The organism is Mycobacterium sp. TY815 (assembly GCF_030755135.1).
Taxonomy (GTDB): domain Bacteria; phylum Actinomycetota; class Actinomycetes; order Mycobacteriales; family Mycobacteriaceae; genus Mycobacterium.
Map to the genome: position 1 here is coordinate 386,452 of NZ_JAUFRX010000002.1, position 19,850 is coordinate 406,301.

Annotated in this window: 15 protein-coding genes; 6 read left to right on the forward strand and 9 right to left on the reverse strand. The window is 65.6% G+C overall.

Annotation, left to right across the window (positions count from 1 at the left end; translation table 11 throughout):
• Nucleotides 1-9: 9 nt before the first annotated feature.
• From QXK92_RS21375 to QXK92_RS21390, 4 genes are all read right to left on the reverse strand, one after another.
• A complete protein-coding gene (locus QXK92_RS21375; protein ID WP_306244993.1) occupies nucleotides 10-351 on the reverse strand; it encodes a hypothetical protein in 342 nt (113 codons plus the stop codon).
• Nucleotides 352-511: 160 nt separating this feature from the next.
• Nucleotides 512-1,339: a hypothetical protein gene (locus QXK92_RS21380; protein WP_306244994.1), complete on the reverse strand. Its 828-nt coding sequence runs from the start codon at nucleotides 1,337-1,339 to the stop codon at nucleotides 512-514.
• A 152-nt stretch (nucleotides 1,340-1,491) separates the two neighbouring features.
• Nucleotides 1,492-1,764 carry a hypothetical protein gene (locus QXK92_RS21385; RefSeq protein WP_306244995.1) on the reverse strand — a complete coding sequence of 91 codons (273 nt, stop codon included), beginning with the start codon at nucleotides 1,762-1,764 and terminating at the stop codon, nucleotides 1,492-1,494.
• A 294-nt stretch (nucleotides 1,765-2,058) separates the two neighbouring features.
• Entirely contained in the window at nucleotides 2,059-2,619 is a 561-nt protein-coding gene (locus QXK92_RS21390; protein WP_306244996.1) for a TetR/AcrR family transcriptional regulator, read from the reverse strand.
• A gap of 329 nt (nucleotides 2,620-2,948) precedes the next feature.
• Here QXK92_RS21390 and QXK92_RS21395 point away from each other — a divergent pair, with 329 nt between their 5' ends.
• Complete coding sequence (locus QXK92_RS21395; protein WP_306244998.1) at nucleotides 2,949-7,124, forward strand: PPE family protein; 4,176 nt, start codon at nucleotides 2,949-2,951, stop codon at nucleotides 7,122-7,124.
• 124 nt (nucleotides 7,125-7,248) lie between these two features.
• A complete protein-coding gene (locus QXK92_RS21400; RefSeq protein WP_306245000.1) occupies nucleotides 7,249-9,018 on the forward strand; it encodes a PE family protein in 1,770 nt (589 codons plus the stop codon).
• Between the two features lie 473 nt (nucleotides 9,019-9,491).
• Here the strand turns inward: QXK92_RS21400 and QXK92_RS21405 are convergent, their stop codons facing one another.
• From QXK92_RS21405 to QXK92_RS21415, 3 genes are read right to left on the reverse strand one after another with little or no spacing between them, the layout of a single operon-like run.
• Nucleotides 9,492-10,964 carry a hypothetical protein gene (locus QXK92_RS21405; protein ID WP_306245002.1) on the reverse strand — a complete coding sequence of 491 codons (1,473 nt, stop codon included), beginning with the start codon at nucleotides 10,962-10,964 and terminating at the stop codon, nucleotides 9,492-9,494.
• Nucleotides 10,965-11,001: 37 nt separating this feature from the next.
• On the reverse strand, nucleotides 11,002-11,487 hold the full coding sequence (locus QXK92_RS21410) for a hypothetical protein (protein ID WP_306245003.1): 486 nt from the start codon (nucleotides 11,485-11,487) through the stop codon (nucleotides 11,002-11,004).
• Nucleotides 11,474-12,289, reverse strand: coding sequence for a hypothetical protein (locus tag QXK92_RS21415; RefSeq protein ID WP_306245004.1), 816 nt, complete (start codon nucleotides 12,287-12,289; stop codon nucleotides 11,474-11,476). The genes QXK92_RS21410 and QXK92_RS21415 overlap by 14 nt, the downstream gene beginning before the upstream one ends.
• Before the next feature lie 79 nt (nucleotides 12,290-12,368).
• On the opposite strand from QXK92_RS21415, the gene QXK92_RS21420 reads away from it, so the two are divergent.
• The 4 genes from QXK92_RS21420 to QXK92_RS21435 all read left to right on the forward strand — a co-directional run bounded on the left by QXK92_RS21420 (nucleotide 12,369) and on the right by QXK92_RS21435 (nucleotide 17,385).
• Nucleotides 12,369-13,400, forward strand: a complete 1,032-nt coding sequence (locus QXK92_RS21420; protein WP_306245006.1) for a hotdog fold thioesterase — start codon at nucleotides 12,369-12,371, stop codon at nucleotides 13,398-13,400.
• 77 nt (nucleotides 13,401-13,477) lie between these two features.
• Nucleotides 13,478-14,683: an amidohydrolase family protein gene (locus QXK92_RS21425; RefSeq protein ID WP_306245008.1), complete on the forward strand. Its 1,206-nt coding sequence runs from the start codon at nucleotides 13,478-13,480 to the stop codon at nucleotides 14,681-14,683.
• A 171-nt stretch (nucleotides 14,684-14,854) separates the two neighbouring features.
• Entirely contained in the window at nucleotides 14,855-15,280 is a 426-nt protein-coding gene (locus QXK92_RS21430; protein WP_306245010.1) for an anti-sigma factor antagonist, read from the forward strand.
• A gap of 140 nt (nucleotides 15,281-15,420) precedes the next feature.
• Nucleotides 15,421-17,385: a SpoIIE family protein phosphatase gene (locus QXK92_RS21435; protein WP_306245012.1), complete on the forward strand. Its 1,965-nt coding sequence runs from the start codon at nucleotides 15,421-15,423 to the stop codon at nucleotides 17,383-17,385.
• Between the two features lie 8 nt (nucleotides 17,386-17,393).
• Here the strand turns inward: QXK92_RS21435 and QXK92_RS21440 are convergent, their stop codons facing one another.
• Both QXK92_RS21440 and QXK92_RS21445 read right to left on the reverse strand, forming a co-directional pair.
• Complete coding sequence (locus tag QXK92_RS21440; RefSeq protein ID WP_306245014.1) at nucleotides 17,394-18,629, reverse strand: acyl-CoA dehydrogenase family protein; 1,236 nt, start codon at nucleotides 18,627-18,629, stop codon at nucleotides 17,394-17,396.
• Nucleotides 18,626-19,747 carry an acyl-CoA dehydrogenase family protein gene (locus QXK92_RS21445; RefSeq protein ID WP_306245015.1) on the reverse strand — a complete coding sequence of 374 codons (1,122 nt, stop codon included), beginning with the start codon at nucleotides 19,745-19,747 and terminating at the stop codon, nucleotides 18,626-18,628. The genes QXK92_RS21440 and QXK92_RS21445 overlap by 4 nt, the downstream gene beginning before the upstream one ends.
• Nucleotides 19,748-19,850: the final 103 nt, after the last annotated feature.

Sequence of the window (19,850 nt, forward strand, 5' to 3'; positions counted from 1 at the left end):
ACGCGGGCACTACGGAATCGGAGCCGAATCTGCTTGGCACACCAGGAGTTCGCCGTGTCGAACCTGAAAGGTGAACATCTCGCCGCCGCCTTCGGCGTGGAAGACGTCGAGTGTCCAGACCGGTCCGTCGCGGGTGAATCTCGCGACGGCGGACAGTTCGAACTTCTCAAACGGTTCGCCATTTCGGACGAAGCCAATCTCGCGCGCCAGCGCCCCATCGTGAGTTTCGCTGCACGACAGCGCTTCCAGGTTAGCCAGGTGACGTTCGTTGCGCTCTCGCATCCACACCCGCGCGGTGTTGGCGGCGACCGCGCGGGCCTCATCATCGGACATCGATTCACTCGCGGCCATCGGTCGTAGGGTCGGCCCGCCGTGCGCACGACCCAGGACGGCGACTACTAACAGTGCTGACGACGCCACCGCTGCAACCGCCCAGATAACGATCCAGACCCGATCGCGCCGGCGGTCCCGCGTCCCGTTCGCGCTCCTCATCGCCACCCCGAGCAGCCCGTCACCATGTCAGAGGCGGCGTGTCCGCGTCGCACAGTTTCCAGCCACCGCTTTCCTGCACGAACGTGTACGAATCTATGAAAAAACCACCTAGCTTCAGGTTCTCTTCGACCGCGTGCCGCTCCCGGTCGCTCAGTGGGTGCACACGCATGGCGACCGTGGCCCAGACATGCGCGCCCTCGTCGCGGAAGCTGGTGATCGCTTCCGGGTAGGTGAGGCTGTCGGTGTTCCCGTTCTGCTCAACGCCTCTGATCTCGGCCTCGACATTCTTGCCGGGGTGGACGCACGCCAGCGCGCGCATGGCCGCGCCGTCACCGCGATCCTCCGCCTCATACCAGCGCTTGAGCACCTCAAACACCGTCGCCTCATGGGGCGAAGGGGCGGGCACCGCGATCATCGACGCCCGCGGCGGCGGAGACCACCGCCATCCCACAGCGAACACCACCGCGGCGGCGGACAGACACCCCAGCGTGAGTGCCGCCAGCACGCGCTGCGGCCAAGGGCGCGAACCTGTCGGCGTGGACGCATCTGTGCGAGTCGAGAGCGTGCCGTCGGATGCGCAATCGATCCACAGCCACCGCCACGTAGACCCGCTTGCCGAGGACTGACGGTGGTATTCGTGCAGCGCCGCAACGGCTTCGGGGGACGCGGCCAAGTGCGTCGGTCCAGCGTCCGCCGTCACCGTAGCCGTGACCGTGGACGACCCCGCGTCAAATTCGACACGCAGGTGCTTCCATCCGGGCGGCGCCTCGCCCAGAATCACCGTGACAGCATCCTCGACCAGATGACGGTCATCAGCCGCTCCCCCACCAGCGGCGCCGACGTTCACGATCTGACTCTATCGGAGCGGGCACCGCGCCTGTTCGGCCTCGGCGGTGCCGGCGCAAGCACCGGGCCGTGAAGCACGGACGACATCGGCACCAATTCGCCCCCGGTCCGATAAGTCTCAAGAAGTACGTTGCGCTCGTCCCCTGATATCACTCAGGGTTCAAGCAGCGAAGTGACCGTGTCCCGGTCATGGTCCACTTCTATCAGGCCCGTGCCTATCTTGTGGATCCAGACCTTGCCGGGAACCTCCCATAGCGCCTGGCAATTGGTGGTGTCGATGGCCACGTAGTGGGACACATCGCCGGCACGGCTTCGGGTGACTACGACCGTCCCATCGGAGCCGGCATAGTCAGGACCCAGGGCCATGGTGCAGGTGGCACCGGGCGCTGCGGTGCGCAGGTCCCATTGCTGCCAGGCAGATTCCATGCCGTCACCACTGCCCGCGGTCCTGATGTACACCTTGGCGCCGATTGTTTCGAAATCGGCAGCGAGACCGCGCGATGGGATCGTTGCGACAAGTTTGCCTATCGCATCGCAAATCTGGAAGTTTGCTTCCGACTACGAGTGTGACAGCCTCGCGTAAGTCCTCGACCGGTTACTGTCAAGCCCACCAGAAATTACTATTGCAAACAAACCGAAAATCCATTCGCCGCGTCGTCACAGCCAGTGCACACATGGCGCAGTAAGTGCACACTCGCCGAACAAACGTAGATTACTCGTCTAATGGCGTTGTTCGAACGCTGGGGCCACAAAATTCTGCACGATCCGTCGTTCGGCCGCGTCGTTCTCGGCAGGCCAATACATCAGCGACAGCACGACACGTATGACCCATCTGGGCGCCAGCGGATCGCCGTCTGCAATCCCGGCCAGTTCGGTTGCGAATTGTGCCGTGAGCGCCGACTCGGCAAGCCAGACCACTTGATGGGTGCCGCCCCGGATGGAGCTCACCATCAGCGCGCACAACGGGTCGGACCGGATCTGTTGCAGGGTCAACAGGATCGACTCGACGAGTCGCTCTGATCCGCTCAGCGGCGCGACTGCCGAGCGTACGGAGGCGACAATGCGTTCGGCCGTCCGCTGCACGACTGCGTTGCGGATTTCGGCTTTGCCGCCGACGTAGCGGTAGATGGTGGCGCGGGAGCAGTGAACTTTGATCGACAGCTTGTCAATGTCGAGTCCGTCTAGCCCGTCGTGGGCGATTAGTTCGGCGGCGGTGTCGTAGATGCGCTGGACTGCCGCTGCGCGGCGTTCGCCGCCCACGAGCCAATCGTCAGCAGGCACTGCTTGCTTCCGTCCTGTAGCGGGTCGATTTCTTAGGTTGAGACGAAGCTAACACCTTTTCGCAATATCGTCGCAGGTCACATTTCCGCGCTGAGACAAACTCACCTCATCCGCCTCAGCATGCCGTTTCAACTTACTCCAACGTCGTTGACCAGCACGTTTATGACAGTCAAGGTGATTCGGCAAGCGCTTGTGGGACTGGACCCCGGTTGTTGTGAACTGTTTCACCGCGGGGATCCATTCGGTACAAGCCGACCGGGGTAACCGCGGTTCCCCAACCGCCGTGTGTGCTGCCGCCCGTGGGAGCGCCTAAACGAGAGAAGGTCGCGATGAGTTTTACGGTGTTGCCCCCGGAGATCACGTCAGCGCTCGTACTCGGCGGAGCCGGTTCCGAGCCGTTGCGGGCGGCAGCGGCCGCTTGGGCCGGACTCGCGGAAGAATTGGACTCCGCTGGTGAGTCGTTTCGGGCGATCACGACAGACCTGATCGGCGCGGCGTGGCAGGGACCATCGTCGGCCGCGATGGCGGCGACCGCGGCCCCTTATTCGGCCTGGCTGTCGGCCTCGGCGAGCGGGGCGCAGCAAGCGGCTACTCAGGCTGGCGCGCTGGCGGCTCAGTTCGAATCTGTCCGGGCAGCGGTGGTGCAACCACTTGCGGTAGCGGCCAATCGTAGCGACTTGCTATCCCTAGTCATGTCCAACGTGTTTGGGCAGAACGCACCGGTGATCGCATCGGTTGAAGCGGCATACGAGGCGATGTGGGCCCAGGACGTGTCTGCTATGGCCGCCTATCACGCGGGTGCTTCCGCGGTTGCGGCGGCATTGACGCCCTTTGCTCAGTCGCTGCAGGCCATGGCTGGTGCGCCGGGCGCTTTGGTGCAGGCAACGCCGCTGAGTTTGGGTGCCGGCAATGTAGGTGGCGCTAATTTAGGAACCAGCAATCTTGGCCTCGGAAATGTCGGCAGCGGCAATACGGGTTTGGCGAACCTGGGCAGCCTCAACATCGGATTGGCAAACACCGGCGTTAGCAATTTCGGCTTCGGCAACACTGGCAGTAACAACTTCGGTTTCGGTCTGACCGGCAACGGTCAGATCGGTTTCGGCTCGATGACTTTGGGTTTCGGCCGTCTTGACTTGTTCAACTCGGGCACTGGTAATGTGGGTTTGTTCAATTCGGGTACCGGGAATGTGGGAATCGGAAACACCGGCTCGGGCAACTTAGGATTCTTCAACTCTGGCTTGGGTAACTTCGGTATCGGTAACGCCGGAGACTTTAACACCGGCGTGCTTAACCCCGGATCTTTCAACTCCGGCTTCTTGAACCTCGGAGATGCCAACACCGGAAACTTCAATGCCGGCAGCTTCAATACCGGCAACTTCAATTCCGGCGACGTCAACACCGGCAGCTTCAACAGTGGCAACATCAACACCGGGTATTTCAACTCTGGCGACATCAACACCGGCCTGTTCAACACCGGTGACATGAACAACGGCGTTGCGTTCCGAGGCACCGGACAAGGTGGGCTGCGCTTTGCTATAACCACGCCCGATCTGACGTTGCCTCCAATCAACACCCCCAGCATCGAGATTCCAGCGCTGACCTTGCCCGCTATCACCACCGGGGACCTGACCATCCCGGGCTTTGATCTGCCCAGGGCCGTGACGCCGGCGATCACCGTGCCCGGTCTGGATCTGCCGGCCTTATCAGTGCCAGTTTTCACCCTCGACAGTGCCGGGGTGAGTGGCTTTACCCTGCCGAGGCTGAGCATTCCGCCGATAACGGCCCCCTCGATCACGGTGCCGGGTCTACAGCTGCCGGCCTTATCGGTGCCGGGTTTCACCCTCGACAGTGCCGGGGTGGGTGGTTTTATCCTGCCGAGGCTGGGTGTTCCGGCGATAACCACCCCGCCGATCACGGTGCCGGGTCTGGAGCTGCCGGCCCTCTCGGTGCCCGGTTTCACCGTCAACAGCGTCGGGGTGGGCGGCTTCCCGCTGCCCAAACTCGGCATCCCCGCACTAAACCTGCCCACCATCACCCTGCCCGATCTAGAGCTGCCCAGGATCGTCACCCCGGACATCACGGTGCCGGCCCTCAACCTGCCCGCGCTGACCGTGCCCAGCTTCACCCTCAACAGCATCGGGGTGGGCGGCTTCCCGCTGCCCAAACTCGGCATCCCCGCACTAAACCTGCCCACCATCACCCTGCCCGATCTAGAGCTGCCCAGGATCGTCACCCCGGACATCACGGTGCCGGCCCTCAACCTGCCCGCGCTGACCGTGCCCAGCTTCACCCTCAACAGCATCGGGGTGGGCGGCTTCCCGCTGCCCAAACTCGGCATCCCCGCACTAAACCTGCCCACCATCACCCTGCCCGATCTAGAGCTGCCCAGGATCGTCACCCCGGACATCACGGTGCCGGCCCTCAACCTGCCCGCGCTGACCGTGCCCAGCTTCACCCTCAACAGCATCGGGGTGGGCGGCTTCCCGCTGCCCAAACTCGGCATCCCCGCACTAAACCTGCCCACCATTACCCTGCCCGATCTAGAGCTGCCCAGGATCGTCACCCCGGACATCACGGTGCCGGCCCTCAACCTGCCCGCGCTGACCGTGCCCAGCTTCACCCTCAACAGCATCGGGGTGGGCGGCTTCCCGCTGCCCAAACTCGGCATCCCCGCCGTGAACCTGCCCACGATTAGTGTCCCTGGAATCGCCATGCCCGAGATCACAATCCCCGGCTTCAAAATTGATTCCGCAGCCTTGGGCGGATTTTCGATGCCCAAGATCGTGGTGCCGGAAATCAATACGCCGCGCATTTACATCGGCGGTTTTGATCTCAGACCAGACTTTTATGTGACATGGAACAGCAACGTTTTTGCCTTGAAGGGCGTGAACTTCATTCCTGGTACCGCTATTGTAGATCCGTTTAACGGAGAAGCTTTCTTCCACCTCACGAGGATCGATACTCCTGGATTTGAAGTACCGAGTGTCAAAATAGGGTCATTTTCGATCAACCCGATTGGGATTGACACTTTCGGTCTTCCACCAATCACCCTGCCGGACACGAAAATTCCTCCCATTACGCTCGGCGCCTTCACCATCCCGGGCATCAGCACCGCGGCGTTCACCATCGACCCAATCGGCGTGGACCGCTTCGCCCTGCCACCAATCACCACGCCAGAGATCCAGATCCCGGCCATCGGGCTAAATAGCTTCACCATTCCAGGACTCAACATCAACCCCATCCAGCTGGACGGCTTCACCATCCCCGGCATCAGCACCGCGGCGTTCACCATCGACCCAATCGGCGTGGACCGCTTTGCCCTGCCACCAATCACCACGCCAGAGATCCAGATCCCGGCCATCGGGCTAAACAGCTTCACCATTCCAGGACTCAACATCAACCCCATCCAGCTGGACGGCTTCACCATCCCCGGCATCAGCACCGCGCCGTTCACCATCGACCCAATCGGCGTAGACCGCTTCGCCCTGCCACCAATCACCACGCCAGAGATCCAGATCCCGGCCATCGGGCTAAACAGCTTCACCATTCCAGGACTCAACATCAACCCCATCCAGCTGGACGGCTTCACCATCCCCGGCATCAGCACCGCGCCGTTCACCATCGACCCAATCGGCGTAGACCGCTTCGCCCTGCCACCAATCACCACGCCAGAGATCCAGATCCCGGCCATCGGGCTAAACAGCTTCACCATTCCAGGACTCAACATCAACCCCATCCAGCTGGACGGCTTCACCATCCCCGGCATCAGCACCGCGCCGTTCACCATCGACCCAATCGTCGTGGACCGCTTCGGCCTGCCACCAATCACGCTGCCCGACATCAGCATTCCCCCGATCCGCGTGGGTGCCTTCACCATCCCCGGAGTGACCACCGCGGCGTTCACCATCGACCCAATCGGCGTGGACCGCTTCGGCCTGCCACCAATCACGCTGCCCGACATCAGCATTCCCCCGATCCGCGTGGGTGCCTTCACCATCCCCGGAGTGACCACCGCGGCGTTCACCATCGACCCAATCGGTGTAGACAGCTTCGGCCTGCCGCGCATCACTCTGCCTAGCACCACGATTCCCTCCATCGGGCTAAGCACTTTCACCCTCCCCGGACTCAATCTCGACCCAATTCGCCTCGACACCTTCATTTTTCCGGGCCTGAAAATCCCGCCGTTCGCGCTGTCCGGCTTCACCCTGCCGAGCCTGAGCATCCCAAGCATCACCTTGCCGGGCACCACCATCGCCAGCTTCGACCTGCCGCCCGCACCGGGCTTCGGAACCACCAGCACCACACCCTCGTCAGGATTCTTCAACACCGGCACCGGCGGCAACTCCGGCTTCGGCAACCGCGGGTCAAGCCTCTCCGGGATCTTCAACGTCAACCCAACTGGCTTCTTCGGCGGCTCGGGCTACCAAAACGTCGGCACCGCCATCTCCGGCTTACTCAATCTGGGCAATCTGCTGTCCGGTGTCGCCCGCACCGGCGATTTCTAACAGAACGGCCACGTCGGCGGGCTCGTGAATGCCGTCATCAGACGATGCCGGCCGCCTCGCTCACTGCTTGGCTGCCCCGCATAGAACTCGCATTCGAGTTTTCACTCTATGGAAGGAAAGTGCCATGTCGTACGTACTCACTGGCCCGGAAGCACTCGCGGCGGCTGCCACTGACCTAGCCCGAGTCGGCTCGACAATAGCGGAGGCCAATGCCGCCGCGGCGGCCAACACAACTCGAATGTTGGCTCCGGCAGCCGATAAAGTTTCGACGATGGCCTCGGCGATTCTGCAGGGTCATGCGCGGGCTTATCAACGGCTCAGCGCGCAGGCCAACGCTTTTCACGAACAGTTTGCACGCACCCTGCTCGCCAACGCCGGGCTGTATCAGCTCGCCGAGTCCGCGAACACCGCCGCAGCGGCGAACCCGCTCGGCGCGGTGAACGCCGCGGCGCAGAACTTGCTTGCCCCCGCCCAAGCGGTGAGCGCCGCGGCGAACGCGCAATCACTGGCACTGACCGGACGCCCGCTGGTGGGCAACGGCGTAGACGGCGCTCCCGGCCGACCCGGCAAGCCGGGTGGGTGGCTGAGCGGCAACGGCGGTCGCGGCGGTGACGGGCTGCCCGGTCAAGCCGGCGGGCGCGGTGGCGACGCCACCTTCGGAAACGGCGGCGCGGGCGGACGCGGCGGCATCGGAGGCGGCGCCGGGGGCCACGGCGGCAACGTTGCGACGCTCGGCAACGGTGGGGCAGGAGGCGCCGGTGGCGCCGGTGCGCCTGGCACCGCAGGCGTTAATCCGACGCAGTCCGTCACACAGCCCGCCGCGGCGGGCAGTTCCGGTGGACCCAGCCTGCCGGGGGGCATCGGAGCTGACGGCATTACCGGGCAGGCGGGCGGTGCCGGCGGCCGAGGCGGCAACGCCCTCGCCGGGCAGCCCGGCGGTGCCGGCGGCAATGGTGGTGACGGGGGTACCGGTGCGCCTGGCGGTGCGGGCGGGAGCGGTGGCGCCGGAATCGGCGCTATCGGCGGTGGCAACGGCGGCGACGGCGGTGATGGCGGTATCGGCGCCGCTGGCGGCCGGGGTGGTGCCGGCGGGGCAGGTGCGGCTGGCGGTGACGGCGGTGCCGGTGGTGACGCCGCTGGTGCCCGAAGCATCGGTGGCTCAGGGAGCGCCGGCGGGGTGGGCGGAAATGGGGGACACGGCGGGTCGATGGGGGGCAATGGCGGCGCAGGCGGCATCGGCGGTGCGGGCGGTGCCGGCGGTGTGGGCGCCAACGGAGCCAGTGGCGGTATGGGCGGACCCAGTGGTTCGGTTGGCACCTTTGGGGGCGACGGAGGTGACGGTGGAGATGGCGCATCGGGCGGTGTCGGCGGCGTTGGTGGCGCGGGCGGCAACGGCGGGGCCGGTGGCATGTACGGCCATGGCGGCGCCGCGGGCGCCGGCGGTGTCGGGGGTGTCGGTGGCACTGGAGGGATCGGTGGCACGGGCGGCACCGGCGGCGGCGCTACGCTGACCGGCATTGGCGGTACCGGCGGAGCCGGCGGAAACAGTGGCGCCGGTGGTGCCGGCGGAATGGGCGGTGCTGCCGGGCTCCCCGGAGCCGGGGGCTCGGGCGGCCCCAACGGTCCGGCCGGACCCATGGGTGCGGCGGCACCCGGCGGTGCCGGCGGACGCGGCGGAGCCGGCGGGGTCGGCGGCAGAGGCGGTACCGGCGGCACGTCGCTCTATGGGGCCACCCCGGGCGCCGGTGGCACCGGCGGGACCGGCGGTGCCGGCGCGGCTGGTGGGCTCGGCGGACCAGGCAGTCCCGCAGGAAGCAGTGGCGGAGCTGGCAGCGGCGGTGCTATTGGCAGCAAGGGATTGACCGGCCCGAAGGTGCCACTACCGGGATTCTGAGCTTCACGACTCGGCCGGTGTAGGGGGCTAGATTGAGCGCACAGCGCCAAGCGCAGCAGCGTCGACGCTGACCACGATTACGTTGGCCACCAATACCGCAGCGTCCCGAGCCGAATTTGCGCTGGGCGATCAGCTCCTGCGCAAGGCCACGATGCGAAACCGATCATTGGCAAAGATTGCGGAAACGTCGATCCCGAGAAAGATCTTGACCTGCTCGTGCTGCACAAATTTAACAATGGTGGTTTTTGGAGGCCTGCCGCAACATTTCACCAGGTTCTGGAGGTTGTGTTGTCGTCGTCGCGTCGTGTAGAGAGCGCGCCGTCGGCCGCAGTCGGCCAGGCGTGAACGTTTCATGGAATTGCGAGCGCGGGACTGGTCGATTGTGGCGGCGGGTCGCGAAGTGGGGGTTTCTCTAACTTCAGCACGTCGCCGAGGACATAGCCGAGCTGCGCGAGTCACGTCGGTGAAGTGGGCTACTTCGGGGGTTCCCGCAGCGAGGAGACCGTGTCCCGGTCATGGTCCACTTCTATCAGGCCCGTGCCTATCTTGTGGATCCAGACCTTGCCGGGAATATCCCATAGCGCTTGGCAATTGGTGGTGTCGATGGCCACGTAGTGGGACACATCGTCGGCACGGCTTCGGGTGACCACGACGGTGCCGTCGGAGCCGGCGTAGTCGGGCCACAGGGCCATGGTGCAGGTGGCACCGGGCGCTGCGGTGCGCAGGTCCCATTGCTGCCAGGCAGATTCCATGCCGTCACCACTGCCCGCGGTCCTGATGTACACCTTGGTGCCGATAATTTCGAAATCGGCAGCGAGACCGCGCGACGGGATCGTTGCGACAAGTTTGCCTGTCGCATCGTAAATCTGGAAGTTGCTTCCGACCGCGAGTGTGAGCATCGCGGCGTTCTGCTGTGGGTAACTGCGCTCGGGCTCCTGCCGGCCGACTTCACGGCCGGCGGTGTCATACATCCGCGTGCCCGCGTCCACCTGATAGGCAAACCCGCCGTTGTATACGACGGCCTCCTCCAGTCGCGTGCCCGAAGTCGGTGAGGGGGTCAGGTCTTTGCCGTCGACTACCGAGAAGACCCGATCTCCCCGGTTATCGCCGGGAGACTTCAACGGTTGCACGGCGAGGGTCAGTGGCGGAATGTCGGGATTCCAGGCTCCCGGATCCTGGATCTCCCCGCTGCCGGGCAGGAACCAGGTCAACTCGGCGTGTGCGCCGACACCGTGCAGGCCCTCTCCGCGGTGAGCGGCTACCAGGTAGGCCGGGCCGTCGTGGTAGCCCACCGACTCGAGTTCAATTCCGCTGCCAATGATCTTGGGATTGAGAGTGTTTGATCCGTGATACGTCAGGGCGCCGCGATCGAGGTCGATCACCCATGCTCCCGGTGGTGGGAGATGAGCTTCCTGCCCTTCGGTGCGGCTCGTGCAGAGGGCCACCGCTGGACCATTGCTATGACAGTCCGAGTTGGTTCCGAAGAAACCCGGCAGCGCCAGCGGCGGAAAAAGCCTTGCACCAGTGGTTGTTTCAAGACCGTACAGCCAACCGGTCGGATTGTGGCAGGACTTCTCGCAGCCCTCCAGGGTGATGAAGTAGGCCTTGGTGCCGTTGCGGGAGAACAGGTCGCCAACCTTGACGCCGGGCGGCAATCCGATATCCGCGCCGCTGACCTGCCAACCCGGCACCGGTTGACGATTCAACGGAAACGACACGAGCAGGTCCTGCGGTGTCCCGATGGGTGGGCGTCCGGCGGGTGCGTCGGCGCCCTGACTTGGCGCGTGACGGCGCAGCACCACGACAACTCCTGCGGCGACAACCGCAATCACGAGGAAAACCGCCGCGCCGATCCACCAGAATCGCCGCGCGCGACGCTGCGGTGACGGCGGCTGCTCAACCCACCGAAAACCGTCCGGCGGCAACGACGAACCCGGCACCGTCACCACCCTTCCTTCGAAAGCATCACGCCAATCACGCTAGTCACGGCACCGGGGCCGAAGCGATCCGGCAGACCTGCAACTGGCCGCCGCGCACCCCCAACACGAACTGAACGCTGACGTCGTTGTCGAAGTGCGTGCTCAAGGTCCACAGCGAATCGTGGCGGCCGAGCGCCCCAGTGGAGACCACATGCATCGGCTTGCCGACCGGCTTCTTCTTCCGGACCGCATCGACCTCGGCAGTCACGGTGCCCTCGTTGTCCAGACAGGTCAGCGCCTCGAGGTTCGCCAGGTTTCGTGCATTGCGTTCGCGTACCCACGCCCGCACCGTGGAATCGGCAGCCTCGTAAGCCTGCGCTTGACTCATCGAGTCGCCGACCTCTCTAGGCCGCAACGTCGGCCCGTCGCCAGGGTCTCGACCGACGACCGCGACCACCAACAGCGCGATCGAGGATGCGGCCGCGAAAGAGCAGAGCCACAACATGATTCGCGCCCGGTGCCGGGACCTATCCGATTCAGCGCTGTCCATCGCACACCTTGAGCGCGCCGCCTTCGTCGGCGAGGGTCACGGTCTCGAAGAAGAAGCCGCCGCGGGTCTGCGCCTCCTCGACTTCGCGCTTCATCCGGTCGTCGATCGGCCTGATCCGCACCGCCACTTTCACCCAGACAGTCGAACCGTTGTCTCGGAATTGGGTCAACGCATCGGGAAAGATCAGGCCCTGGTCCTGCCCGTAATACGCGATCGTGTTGATCCAGTCGACGAGCGACTGCGTGGGATGAGCGCATGCCAATTGACGCATCAGTGCGGCGTCGCCCTGGTCTTCGGCGGCATACCACTGCTCGAGCACCGCGAACGCCGCCTTGGCACGCGGCGGGGGCGGCACGGCGAGCACGCCGATGCGCGGTGGCTCTGACCGCCGCCAACCAACGGCGAACACCACGGCGGCAGCCACCAGGCACGCCAGCGTGATCGCCGCCAGCACGCGCTGCGGCCACCTGCGCGAAACACCCGGCGTGGCCGCATCTTTGCGCATCGACAGCGTTCCGTCTGACCCGCAGTCGATCGACAGGCGCCGCCACAACGACCCACTGGAAACAGCCTCGCGGTGGTATTCACTTAGCGCTTCGACCGCCTGGGATGGCACCGCCAGCGGCACCGCCCCCCCGTCCGCCCCTCCATCCGCAACTGCCGTCACCTCCGATGACGCCGCGTCGAACGCGATATTCAGGCGCGTCCAGCCCGGCGGTGCTTCGCCGAGCACCAAGGCAACCGCCTGCTCCACCAGGCGACGATGATCGACCGCTCCCCCACCAGCGGTGCCGACGTTCACGGCTCGACCCTAATCGAACCGCCGCACGGTAACCTCATTCTCACAGCGTGCGCCACGTTGCCCGAAGAGGAGACCACCGATGACCGGACCCGTCGACGAAGCCGAAGTCACCCGCGCCGACCGCTTCATCAAGACCGCGGTCGAAATCCTCGGCGAGACCGGGCGCACCGATTTCACCGTGCAGGAAGTCGTCGCCCGCTCCAAGACGTCGCTGCGCGCCTTCTACCAACACTTCTCCAGCAAGGACGAACTGCTGCTGGCGCTCTTCGAGCGGACGATGGCCCAGGCGGCGCAGACCTGGCGTGCCGAGACCGCGGGCCTGGACAGCACCGCGGCGCTGAAGCTGATCATCGACCGCGTCGGCGCCCAACCGGAGTCGACGACGCAGGACAGCTTGAACCGGGCGCTGAGCCTGTACAACCAGAACCTGGCCGAGACCCGGCCCCGCGAATACGCCAGGGTCCTCTCGCCCCTGCACCGCCTGATGCGCGACATCATCGGCCAGGGCATCACCGAGGGCGTCTTCAACCCGGGCCTGGACGTCGGCGCCGCCGCCGCGATCGTCATGCAGACCATGGTCGGCGCGCTTCGATTGCATTGGCTCGGAACCGAATTGAACGGGACGCCGATCGATTCCGGCCAACTGTACGACTTCTGCAGCCGCGCGCTCGGCATCCGCGAGACGGGTGACGAGACGCCAGATCCCACCCTGGCCGAACTGTTCGCCCAGATTGGCCTGCGCCCGGCCAGTTTTCATGACGACGGCTTCGCGATGACCATGCCGGTCAGCCCTCAGGTGGTGAACACTTCGGGTGCGTTACAGGGCGGCCTGATCGCCACCCTGGCCGACGTGGCGGGCGGTCAGCTCGGTCTGCAGTACCTGCAACCGGGCACCGCGATGACGACCTCCGATCTCGTCATCCGCTATCTGCGGCCGATCAGGCAGGGCTCGGCCCTGGCAGTCCCGAAAGTGCTGCGGGCCGGCCGCCGGTCGCTGGTCATGCAGATCGACATCTACGGCGACAGCGACAGCGAGCTGGCGGCTACGGCGACAGTGAATTTCGCCATCGTGGGCAGTCCGGACCCGGCCGGCGGCTCCACCCAAAGCTGACCCCCAGCATCATCCCTCGCGAAAAGTGGTAACGTCATTACCACCCAGAGAGATCAAGACTTCTACAGGAGATCGCCATGCCGTCCCGCGAACTTCCCTTCCCCGTCTTCGACGCTGACAACCACATGTACGAGCCGCAGGAGGCGCTGACCAAGTTCCTGCCGGAGAACCGCAAGCGCGTCATCGACTACGTGCAGGTACGCGGCCGCACCAAGATCGTGGTGCGTGGCCACATCAGTGAGTACATCCCCAATCCGACGTTCGAGGTAGTGGCCCGCCCGGGCGCGCAGGAGGACTACTTCCGCAACGGCGCGCAGGGTAAGAGCTACCGCGAGATACTCGGCGAGCCGATGAAGGCGATTCCCGCCTTCCGGGAACCGGGTGCGCGACTGGAGGTCATGGACGAGCTCGGCATCGACTACGCGCTGATGTTCCCGACCCTGGCCAGCCTGGTCGAGGAGCGGATGAAGGACGACCCGGAGATGACCCACGATGTCATCCACGCGCTCAACCAGTGGATGTATGAGCAGTGGTCGTTCAACTACCAGGACCGCATCTTCGCCACCCCGGTGATCACCCTGCCCATCGTCGACCGCGCTCTGGAAGAACTGCAGTGGTGCCTGGATCGCGGCGCCCGCACCGTGCTGGTCCGGCCGGCCCCGGTGCCCGGCTACAAAGGCAGCCGGTCGTTCGGCCTCGAGGAATTCGACCCGTTCTGGCAGGCCTGCATCAAGGCCGAGATCCCGGTCTCGATGCACGCCTCGGACAGCGGTTACTCCGAGTTCGCGAACGTGTGGGAGCCCGGCGACGAGTTCCTGCCGTTCAAGCCCACCGCCTTCCGCAGTTTCGCCATGGGCCACCGGCCCATCCTGGATGCGATGGGCGCTCTGGTGTGCCACGGTGCGTTGTCCCGCAACCCGGAGCTGCGGATCCTGTCCATCGAGAACGGCGCCGACTGGGTGCCGGACCTGTTCAAAGGCCTCAAGGGCGTCTACAAGAAGATGCCGCAGTCGTTCAGCGAAGACCCGGTCGAAGCCTTCAAGCGCTGCGTGTACATCACTCCGTTCTGGGAGGACAGGTTCACCGAGATCGTAAAGATGGTGGGTACCGACCGGGTGTTGTTCGGCTCGGACTGGCCGCACCCCGAAGGCCTCAAGGACCCCATCTCCTTCGTCGACGAGCTCACCGATTTCGACGAGGCCGACGTCGCCAAGATCATGGGCGGCAACCTGATGAAGCTGATGAAGGTGTCGGCCCCGGCCAAAAAACCGGTCTCCGCCTGACTGCCCGCGGGTCGGTAGACAGCCGGGTCTATCGGGCTGCTACCGATCTCGCCATTCGCCCTAATCGGGCAACAGTTTCTGCTATACACAAGGCATCAGTTCGTCTTACGGGCGCGCAGTGGACATTCCATCGGGGGGATTTTTCCGCGCGGCCCTCAATGGGGGTGCACGATGAACCTGGGTCCATCCGACTCTTTCTCCATTCCGGTGCCGTTGAGCGACCGGTTGTCGCTGGAGCTGGGTGAACCGGACAGCACGCTGCGGGCCACCACGGTGCGCAGCGGCTCGGCCGTGGTCATCCGCGCCGGCGGCGAAGTCGACGCCGCCAACGAGCACACCTGGCGGGGACTGCTGTCGGAAGCGTCCGCGGTTGCCGTCCGGCCCGGACCGCTGATCGTGGATGTCGCGGGCCTGGACTTCATGGGCGCCTGCGCGTTCGCCGTGCTCGCCGACGAAGCCGAGCGGTGCCGCCGACGCGGTGTCACATTGCGGCTGGTCAGTAGCAACCCCGGCATTGCCCGCATCGTGGAAGCCTGCGCCTTCGGCCACGTGTTGCCCGTTCACCCCACGACCGAATCGGCGCTCGCCGCGGCTTAGCTTGAGCGGCACGCCCGCTGCTCAAAAATTTTGGTGCGTGGTGGATGTCCTGCGCATTGCTAGTCTGGTTGTTGTTGCTTGACGCTGTCGTCAGCGCACCCGACTAGTTTGCTACATCGGTCCGCGGGAGGTACGGCCATATGTCGGCCGAAAAGGACTGGGATAACACCGTGGGCGCCGCTGAAGACGTGCGGCGCATCTTCGAGAACATCCCGGCCATGGTGGTTGGCCTGCACGGGCCTGACCACCGCTTCATCGCGGTCAATGCGGCTTTCCGCGCCTTCAATCCAGAGCTGAACACGGTGGGGAAGACGGCCAAAGAGGTCTATCCCGAGCTGGAGAACCAGCAGATCTACGACATGTTCGACCGGGTTTATCGCACCGGTGAGTCTCAATCGGGATCCGAGTGGCGCCTCCAGGTCGACCTGCAGGGTTCCGGACTCGAGGAGCGTTTTTTCGACTTCCTCGTCACGCCCCGGCGCGGGCCCGACGGATCCATCGAGGGCGTGCAACTGGTCTTCGACGATGTCACCGCACGCGTGCAGGCACGGCTGGCAGCCGAGGCCCGGGTGGAGGAGCTCTCGCAGCGCTACCGCAACGTCCGCGATTCGGCGATCCTCATGCAGCAGACACTGCTGGCCCCCTCCGTTCCGGTGGTTCCCGGGGCCGACATCGCGGCCGAGTACCTCGTCGCAGCCGAAGACACTGCAGCGGGCGGAGACTGGTTCGACGCGCTGGCCCTCGGTGACCGGCTGGTGGTCGTCGTCGGTGACGTTGTAGGCCATGGCGTCGAGGCCGCGGCGGTGATGTCGCAGCTGCGCACCGCACTGCGGATGCAGCTCACCGCGGGCCGTCCGATCGGCGAAGCGCTCGAGGCGCTCGACGCCTTCCACGAGCACGTGCCGGGGGCCAAGTCGGCCACCGTCTGCGTCGGCTCGCTGGACCTGGCGACGGGTGAATTCCAATACTGCACGGCCGGGCACCCGCCCCCGCTGATCGTCGCGGGCGATGCCAGCGCGCGGTACGTGCAACCGTCGGGCGGTGGGCCGCTGGGCAGTGGCACAGGCTTTCCGGTGCGCACCGAGACCCTCGACGTCGGCGACGCTGTGCTGCTGTACAGCGACGGCCTGATCGAGCGCCCGGGCCGCCCGCTGGTGGCCAGCACCGCCGAATTCGCCGACCTGGCCGGCAGTGTCGCCGCCGGCACCCGGGGCTTCATCCTCGACTCGCCCGCTCGCCCCATCGACCGGCTCTGCTCGGAAACGCTTGAATTGCTTTTGCGTTCAACGGGTTACAGCGACGACGTCACATTGCTCGCGGTGCAGCGCCGGACGCCGACACCGCCGTTGTACATCATGTCGGATGCCACGATCCACGCCGCCCGGGGCATCCGCGGCAAGCTGCGGGAATGGCTCTCCGAGATCGGGGCCGATTCCGCGGACATCTCCGATGTGGTGCACGCGATCTCGGAATTCGTCGAGAACGCGGTCGAACACGGTTACGGCGCCGATGTTCCCGACGGCCTGATCGTTGAGGCGTCGCTGGGCGGCGACGGCCGGTTGCGAGCCTCGGTGATCGACCGCGGCGAATGGAAGGACCATCGCGAAGGCGAGAAAGGGCGCGGCCGCGGCCTGGCGATGGCCGAGGCGCTGGTGACCGAATCGCATGTCACGCACAGCCTCGACGGCACGACCGCAACGCTGACCCACCGGCTCACCCGGCCGGTGAACTTCGTCAGCGACCCGGTGCCCAGCCGGGTCACCCATCCGCGCGAGATCGACAGCGAGTTCGTCTCACTGGTCGCCGACGGTGGCCGGATCATCGTGCGCGGCGAGGTGGACTCCAACACCGCGTCCACCCTGGATCGTCAGCTTGCAGTCGAAAGTCGTTCGGGCATAGCGTCTTTGACGATCGACCTGAGCGCAGTCACGCACCTCGGGTCAGCGGGCGTCAGCGCCTTGGCCGCGGCGCGGGAGCGGGCGCGCAAGCAGGGCGGCGACTGCGTACTGGTGGCGCCCCCGGGGAGCCCTGCCCACCACGTCTTGTCGCTGGTTCAAATCCCGGTCAGCAGCGGGGAATCCGAAGACATCCTGGTCGAGGACTGAGCCGGCGGCTACCGCGTCCTGCCGTGCCGCACCTGATTGAACGGCACCCCGCGATCCGCGGCGAATTCCCGCGGGAAGTTCAGCACCCGCTCGCCGATGACGTTGCGCGCCATCTCCGTGGTGCCACCACCGATGGCCACCGACTGGCGCGAGAGGTACCGAAGCCCCGATTGCAGCCCTTCGCCCACCTCCCCCACCACACCGGCGGCACCGGCGAGCGCCAGAGCGGTGTCCATCTCCAGCATCACCGTCTCGGCGTGGAAAAGCCTGATCAATGTTCCGCCGGCCGGCGGCAGTGAGCCGTCGCGGACACTGCGGTAGACGTGGCTGATCAGTTGCTCGGCGACCGCCCGATGCACCAGCGCGCGCCCGGCCATCTCCTGCGCACGCTCGCTGTCGGACTGACCGGTGCGTGCCAACAGATCGGCATAGTCCACCGGTGTCGTGTGCCCGCCCTCGCTGCCCGAGCCGCTGGCGAACTCCGAGCCCTGCCCGACGGCGCGCCGTTCGTGATAGAGCTGCCGTGACGCGACCGCCCAGCCCTTATTCACCTCACCGACCACGGCGTCGTCGCCGACGTCCACCCCGTCGAGGAATTCCTCGCAGAACTCGGCGCCGCCACTGACCTGCGTGATGCGCCGCAACGTGATGCCGGGGTGGTTGATCGGCACCAGGAACATGGTCAGCCCGTCGTGCTTGGGCACGTCCCAATCGGTGCGGGCCAGGCACAGACCGTAGTCGGCGGCGAAGGCGCTGGTGCTCCAGGTCTTGGCGCCGTTGATCACCCAGCGGTCGCCGTGGCGTTCGGCACGCGTGATCACCCCGGCCAGATCCGAGCCGCCGCTGGGTTCGGAAAGCAGCTGCACCAGCACCTCGTCACCGCGCAGCGCCGCGGCGATGTGCTGCTTCTTCTGCTCCTCACTACCGGTGTCCAGCAGGGTGGCGCAGCAGATGGTGAACGTCGGCACGTTGAGGATCAGCGGCATCTCGTAATTGAGCGACTCGACGTCGAAAGCCCGCTGGTACTCGTAGTCCAGCCCGAGGCCGCCGTACTCCCGCGGAAAGCAGATGCCCGCGAATCCGCCTTCGTAGAGCCGCTTTTGCAGTTCGCGCGCCCGCTGCCAGGACTGTTCGGCATCCCGCGGCACGGCCGGTGGGGACTCGGGGTCGATGCGGGGCATGTTCTTGGCCAGCCAGGACCGCGCACGGGCGGCGAACTCGGCGACGGTCTCGGTGGAACTCATTTCACACCCGCCTGGTAGACCCGGAGATTATGCTCCTCGGGCGTGCCGAACATGGAGCGGTACAACGTGATTCGCCGCAGATACAGATGCAGGTCGTGTTCCCAGGTGACCCCGATGCCGCCGTGCATCTGCACGCACCGCTGCACGATCTCCCCGCCGACCTCGCCGACATAGGACTTGGCGACGCTGGCCGACAAGCCGGCGTCCGGCGCCCGGGCCGCGACATCGGCGACCGCGGCCGCCGTGGTCGCGCGGCACGCCTCCAGCCACAGCTTCATATCGGCGAAACCGTGTTTGAGCGCCTGATACGACGCCAGGGGCCGGCCGAAGCTGTGCCGGTCCAGGGCCCACTGGACGGTGAAATCGAAAACGGTCTGCAAGATGCCGACTGACTCGGCACACTGCAACACCTGCGCGATCTGACTCTGCCGGTCGATCAGCCCGGCCGTCTCGGCGGCGGTGCCGACCACCGCTGACGCCACCGCACCGTCGAACTCCACCCGTGCGTACTGCTTGACCAGGTCGACCGACTGCACAGGGGTGATCCGTACCCCCGGCGCGTCCGTCGGGACCAGGAATTGGCGCACCCCGTCGGCGCAGCGTGCCACCACCAACAGCACCGCGCTCTGCGCGCCGGCCTCCACCCGGTCTTTGGTGCCGTCAATGCGGTACCCGGATTCGACCGCGGTCGCGGTCACCATGGGCTGCTGCGGGGCCCAGCCCCGCCGCGGCTCCGACACCGCCCACGACGCCACCGTCTCCCCCGAGATCAGCGCATCGATCAATTCCGCGTGGGTGTCCCGGTCGGCGCAGTCCACCAGTCCGGCGAGCACGGTGCTGACCGGATACAGCGGTCCGGGGGCCACCGTCTTGCCCAGCAACTCGGCGACCCCGGCCAGGTCCGCCACCCCGTCACCGGAGACACTGCCGCCGCCCAATTCCTCGGGAACCAGCAGCCCGGTCCAGCCGAGCTCGGCGGCGCGCCGCCACCACGCCGGATCCCACGATGCGCCCGCGGCGTGCAGTTCGCGGACGTGACGCAGCGACGCTTCTTTCGACAGAAAGGCTTGGCTGGTGGTGGTGAAGAGTATCTTTTCGGGAGAGTCGACAGCGGTCATGATGCCGACCGGACATTCCTTGGCATTCCTTCGCCGTCGCGAAGGAAGCTGGGGGAAAAGATTGGGTGATTAATCATCCGCCTGATCGGTCCTCGTCGGAGTT

What these genes read in the sequence shown, in the direction of transcription:
- QXK92_RS21425 (WP_306245008.1), top strand. Translation starts at nt 13,478, where the DNA reads ATGCCGTCCCGCGAACTTCCCTTCCCCGTCTTCGACGCTGACAACCAC.
- QXK92_RS21385 (WP_306244995.1), bottom strand. Translation starts at nt 1,764, where the DNA reads ATGGAATCTGCCTGGCAGCAATGGGACCTGCGCACCGCAGCGCCCGGT.
- QXK92_RS21395 (WP_306244998.1), top strand. Translation starts at nt 2,949, where the DNA reads ATGAGTTTTACGGTGTTGCCCCCGGAGATCACGTCAGCGCTCGTACTC.
- QXK92_RS21430 (WP_306245010.1), top strand. Translation starts at nt 14,855, where the DNA reads ATGAACCTGGGTCCATCCGACTCTTTCTCCATTCCGGTGCCGTTGAGC.
- QXK92_RS21440 (WP_306245014.1), bottom strand. Translation starts at nt 18,629, where the DNA reads ATGAGTTCCACCGAGACCGTCGCCGAGTTCGCCGCCCGTGCGCGGTCC.
- QXK92_RS21410 (WP_306245003.1), bottom strand. Translation starts at nt 11,487, where the DNA reads ATGGACAGCGCTGAATCGGATAGGTCCCGGCACCGGGCGCGAATCATG.
- QXK92_RS21400 (WP_306245000.1), top strand. Translation starts at nt 7,249, where the DNA reads ATGTCGTACGTACTCACTGGCCCGGAAGCACTCGCGGCGGCTGCCACT.
- QXK92_RS21435 (WP_306245012.1), top strand. Translation starts at nt 15,421, where the DNA reads ATGTCGGCCGAAAAGGACTGGGATAACACCGTGGGCGCCGCTGAAGAC.
- QXK92_RS21375 (WP_306244993.1), bottom strand. Translation starts at nt 351, where the DNA reads ATGGCCGCGAGTGAATCGATGTCCGATGATGAGGCCCGCGCGGTCGCC.
- QXK92_RS21420 (WP_306245006.1), top strand. Translation starts at nt 12,369, where the DNA reads ATGACCGGACCCGTCGACGAAGCCGAAGTCACCCGCGCCGACCGCTTC.
- QXK92_RS21445 (WP_306245015.1), bottom strand. Translation starts at nt 19,747, where the DNA reads ATGACCGCTGTCGACTCTCCCGAAAAGATACTCTTCACCACCACCAGC.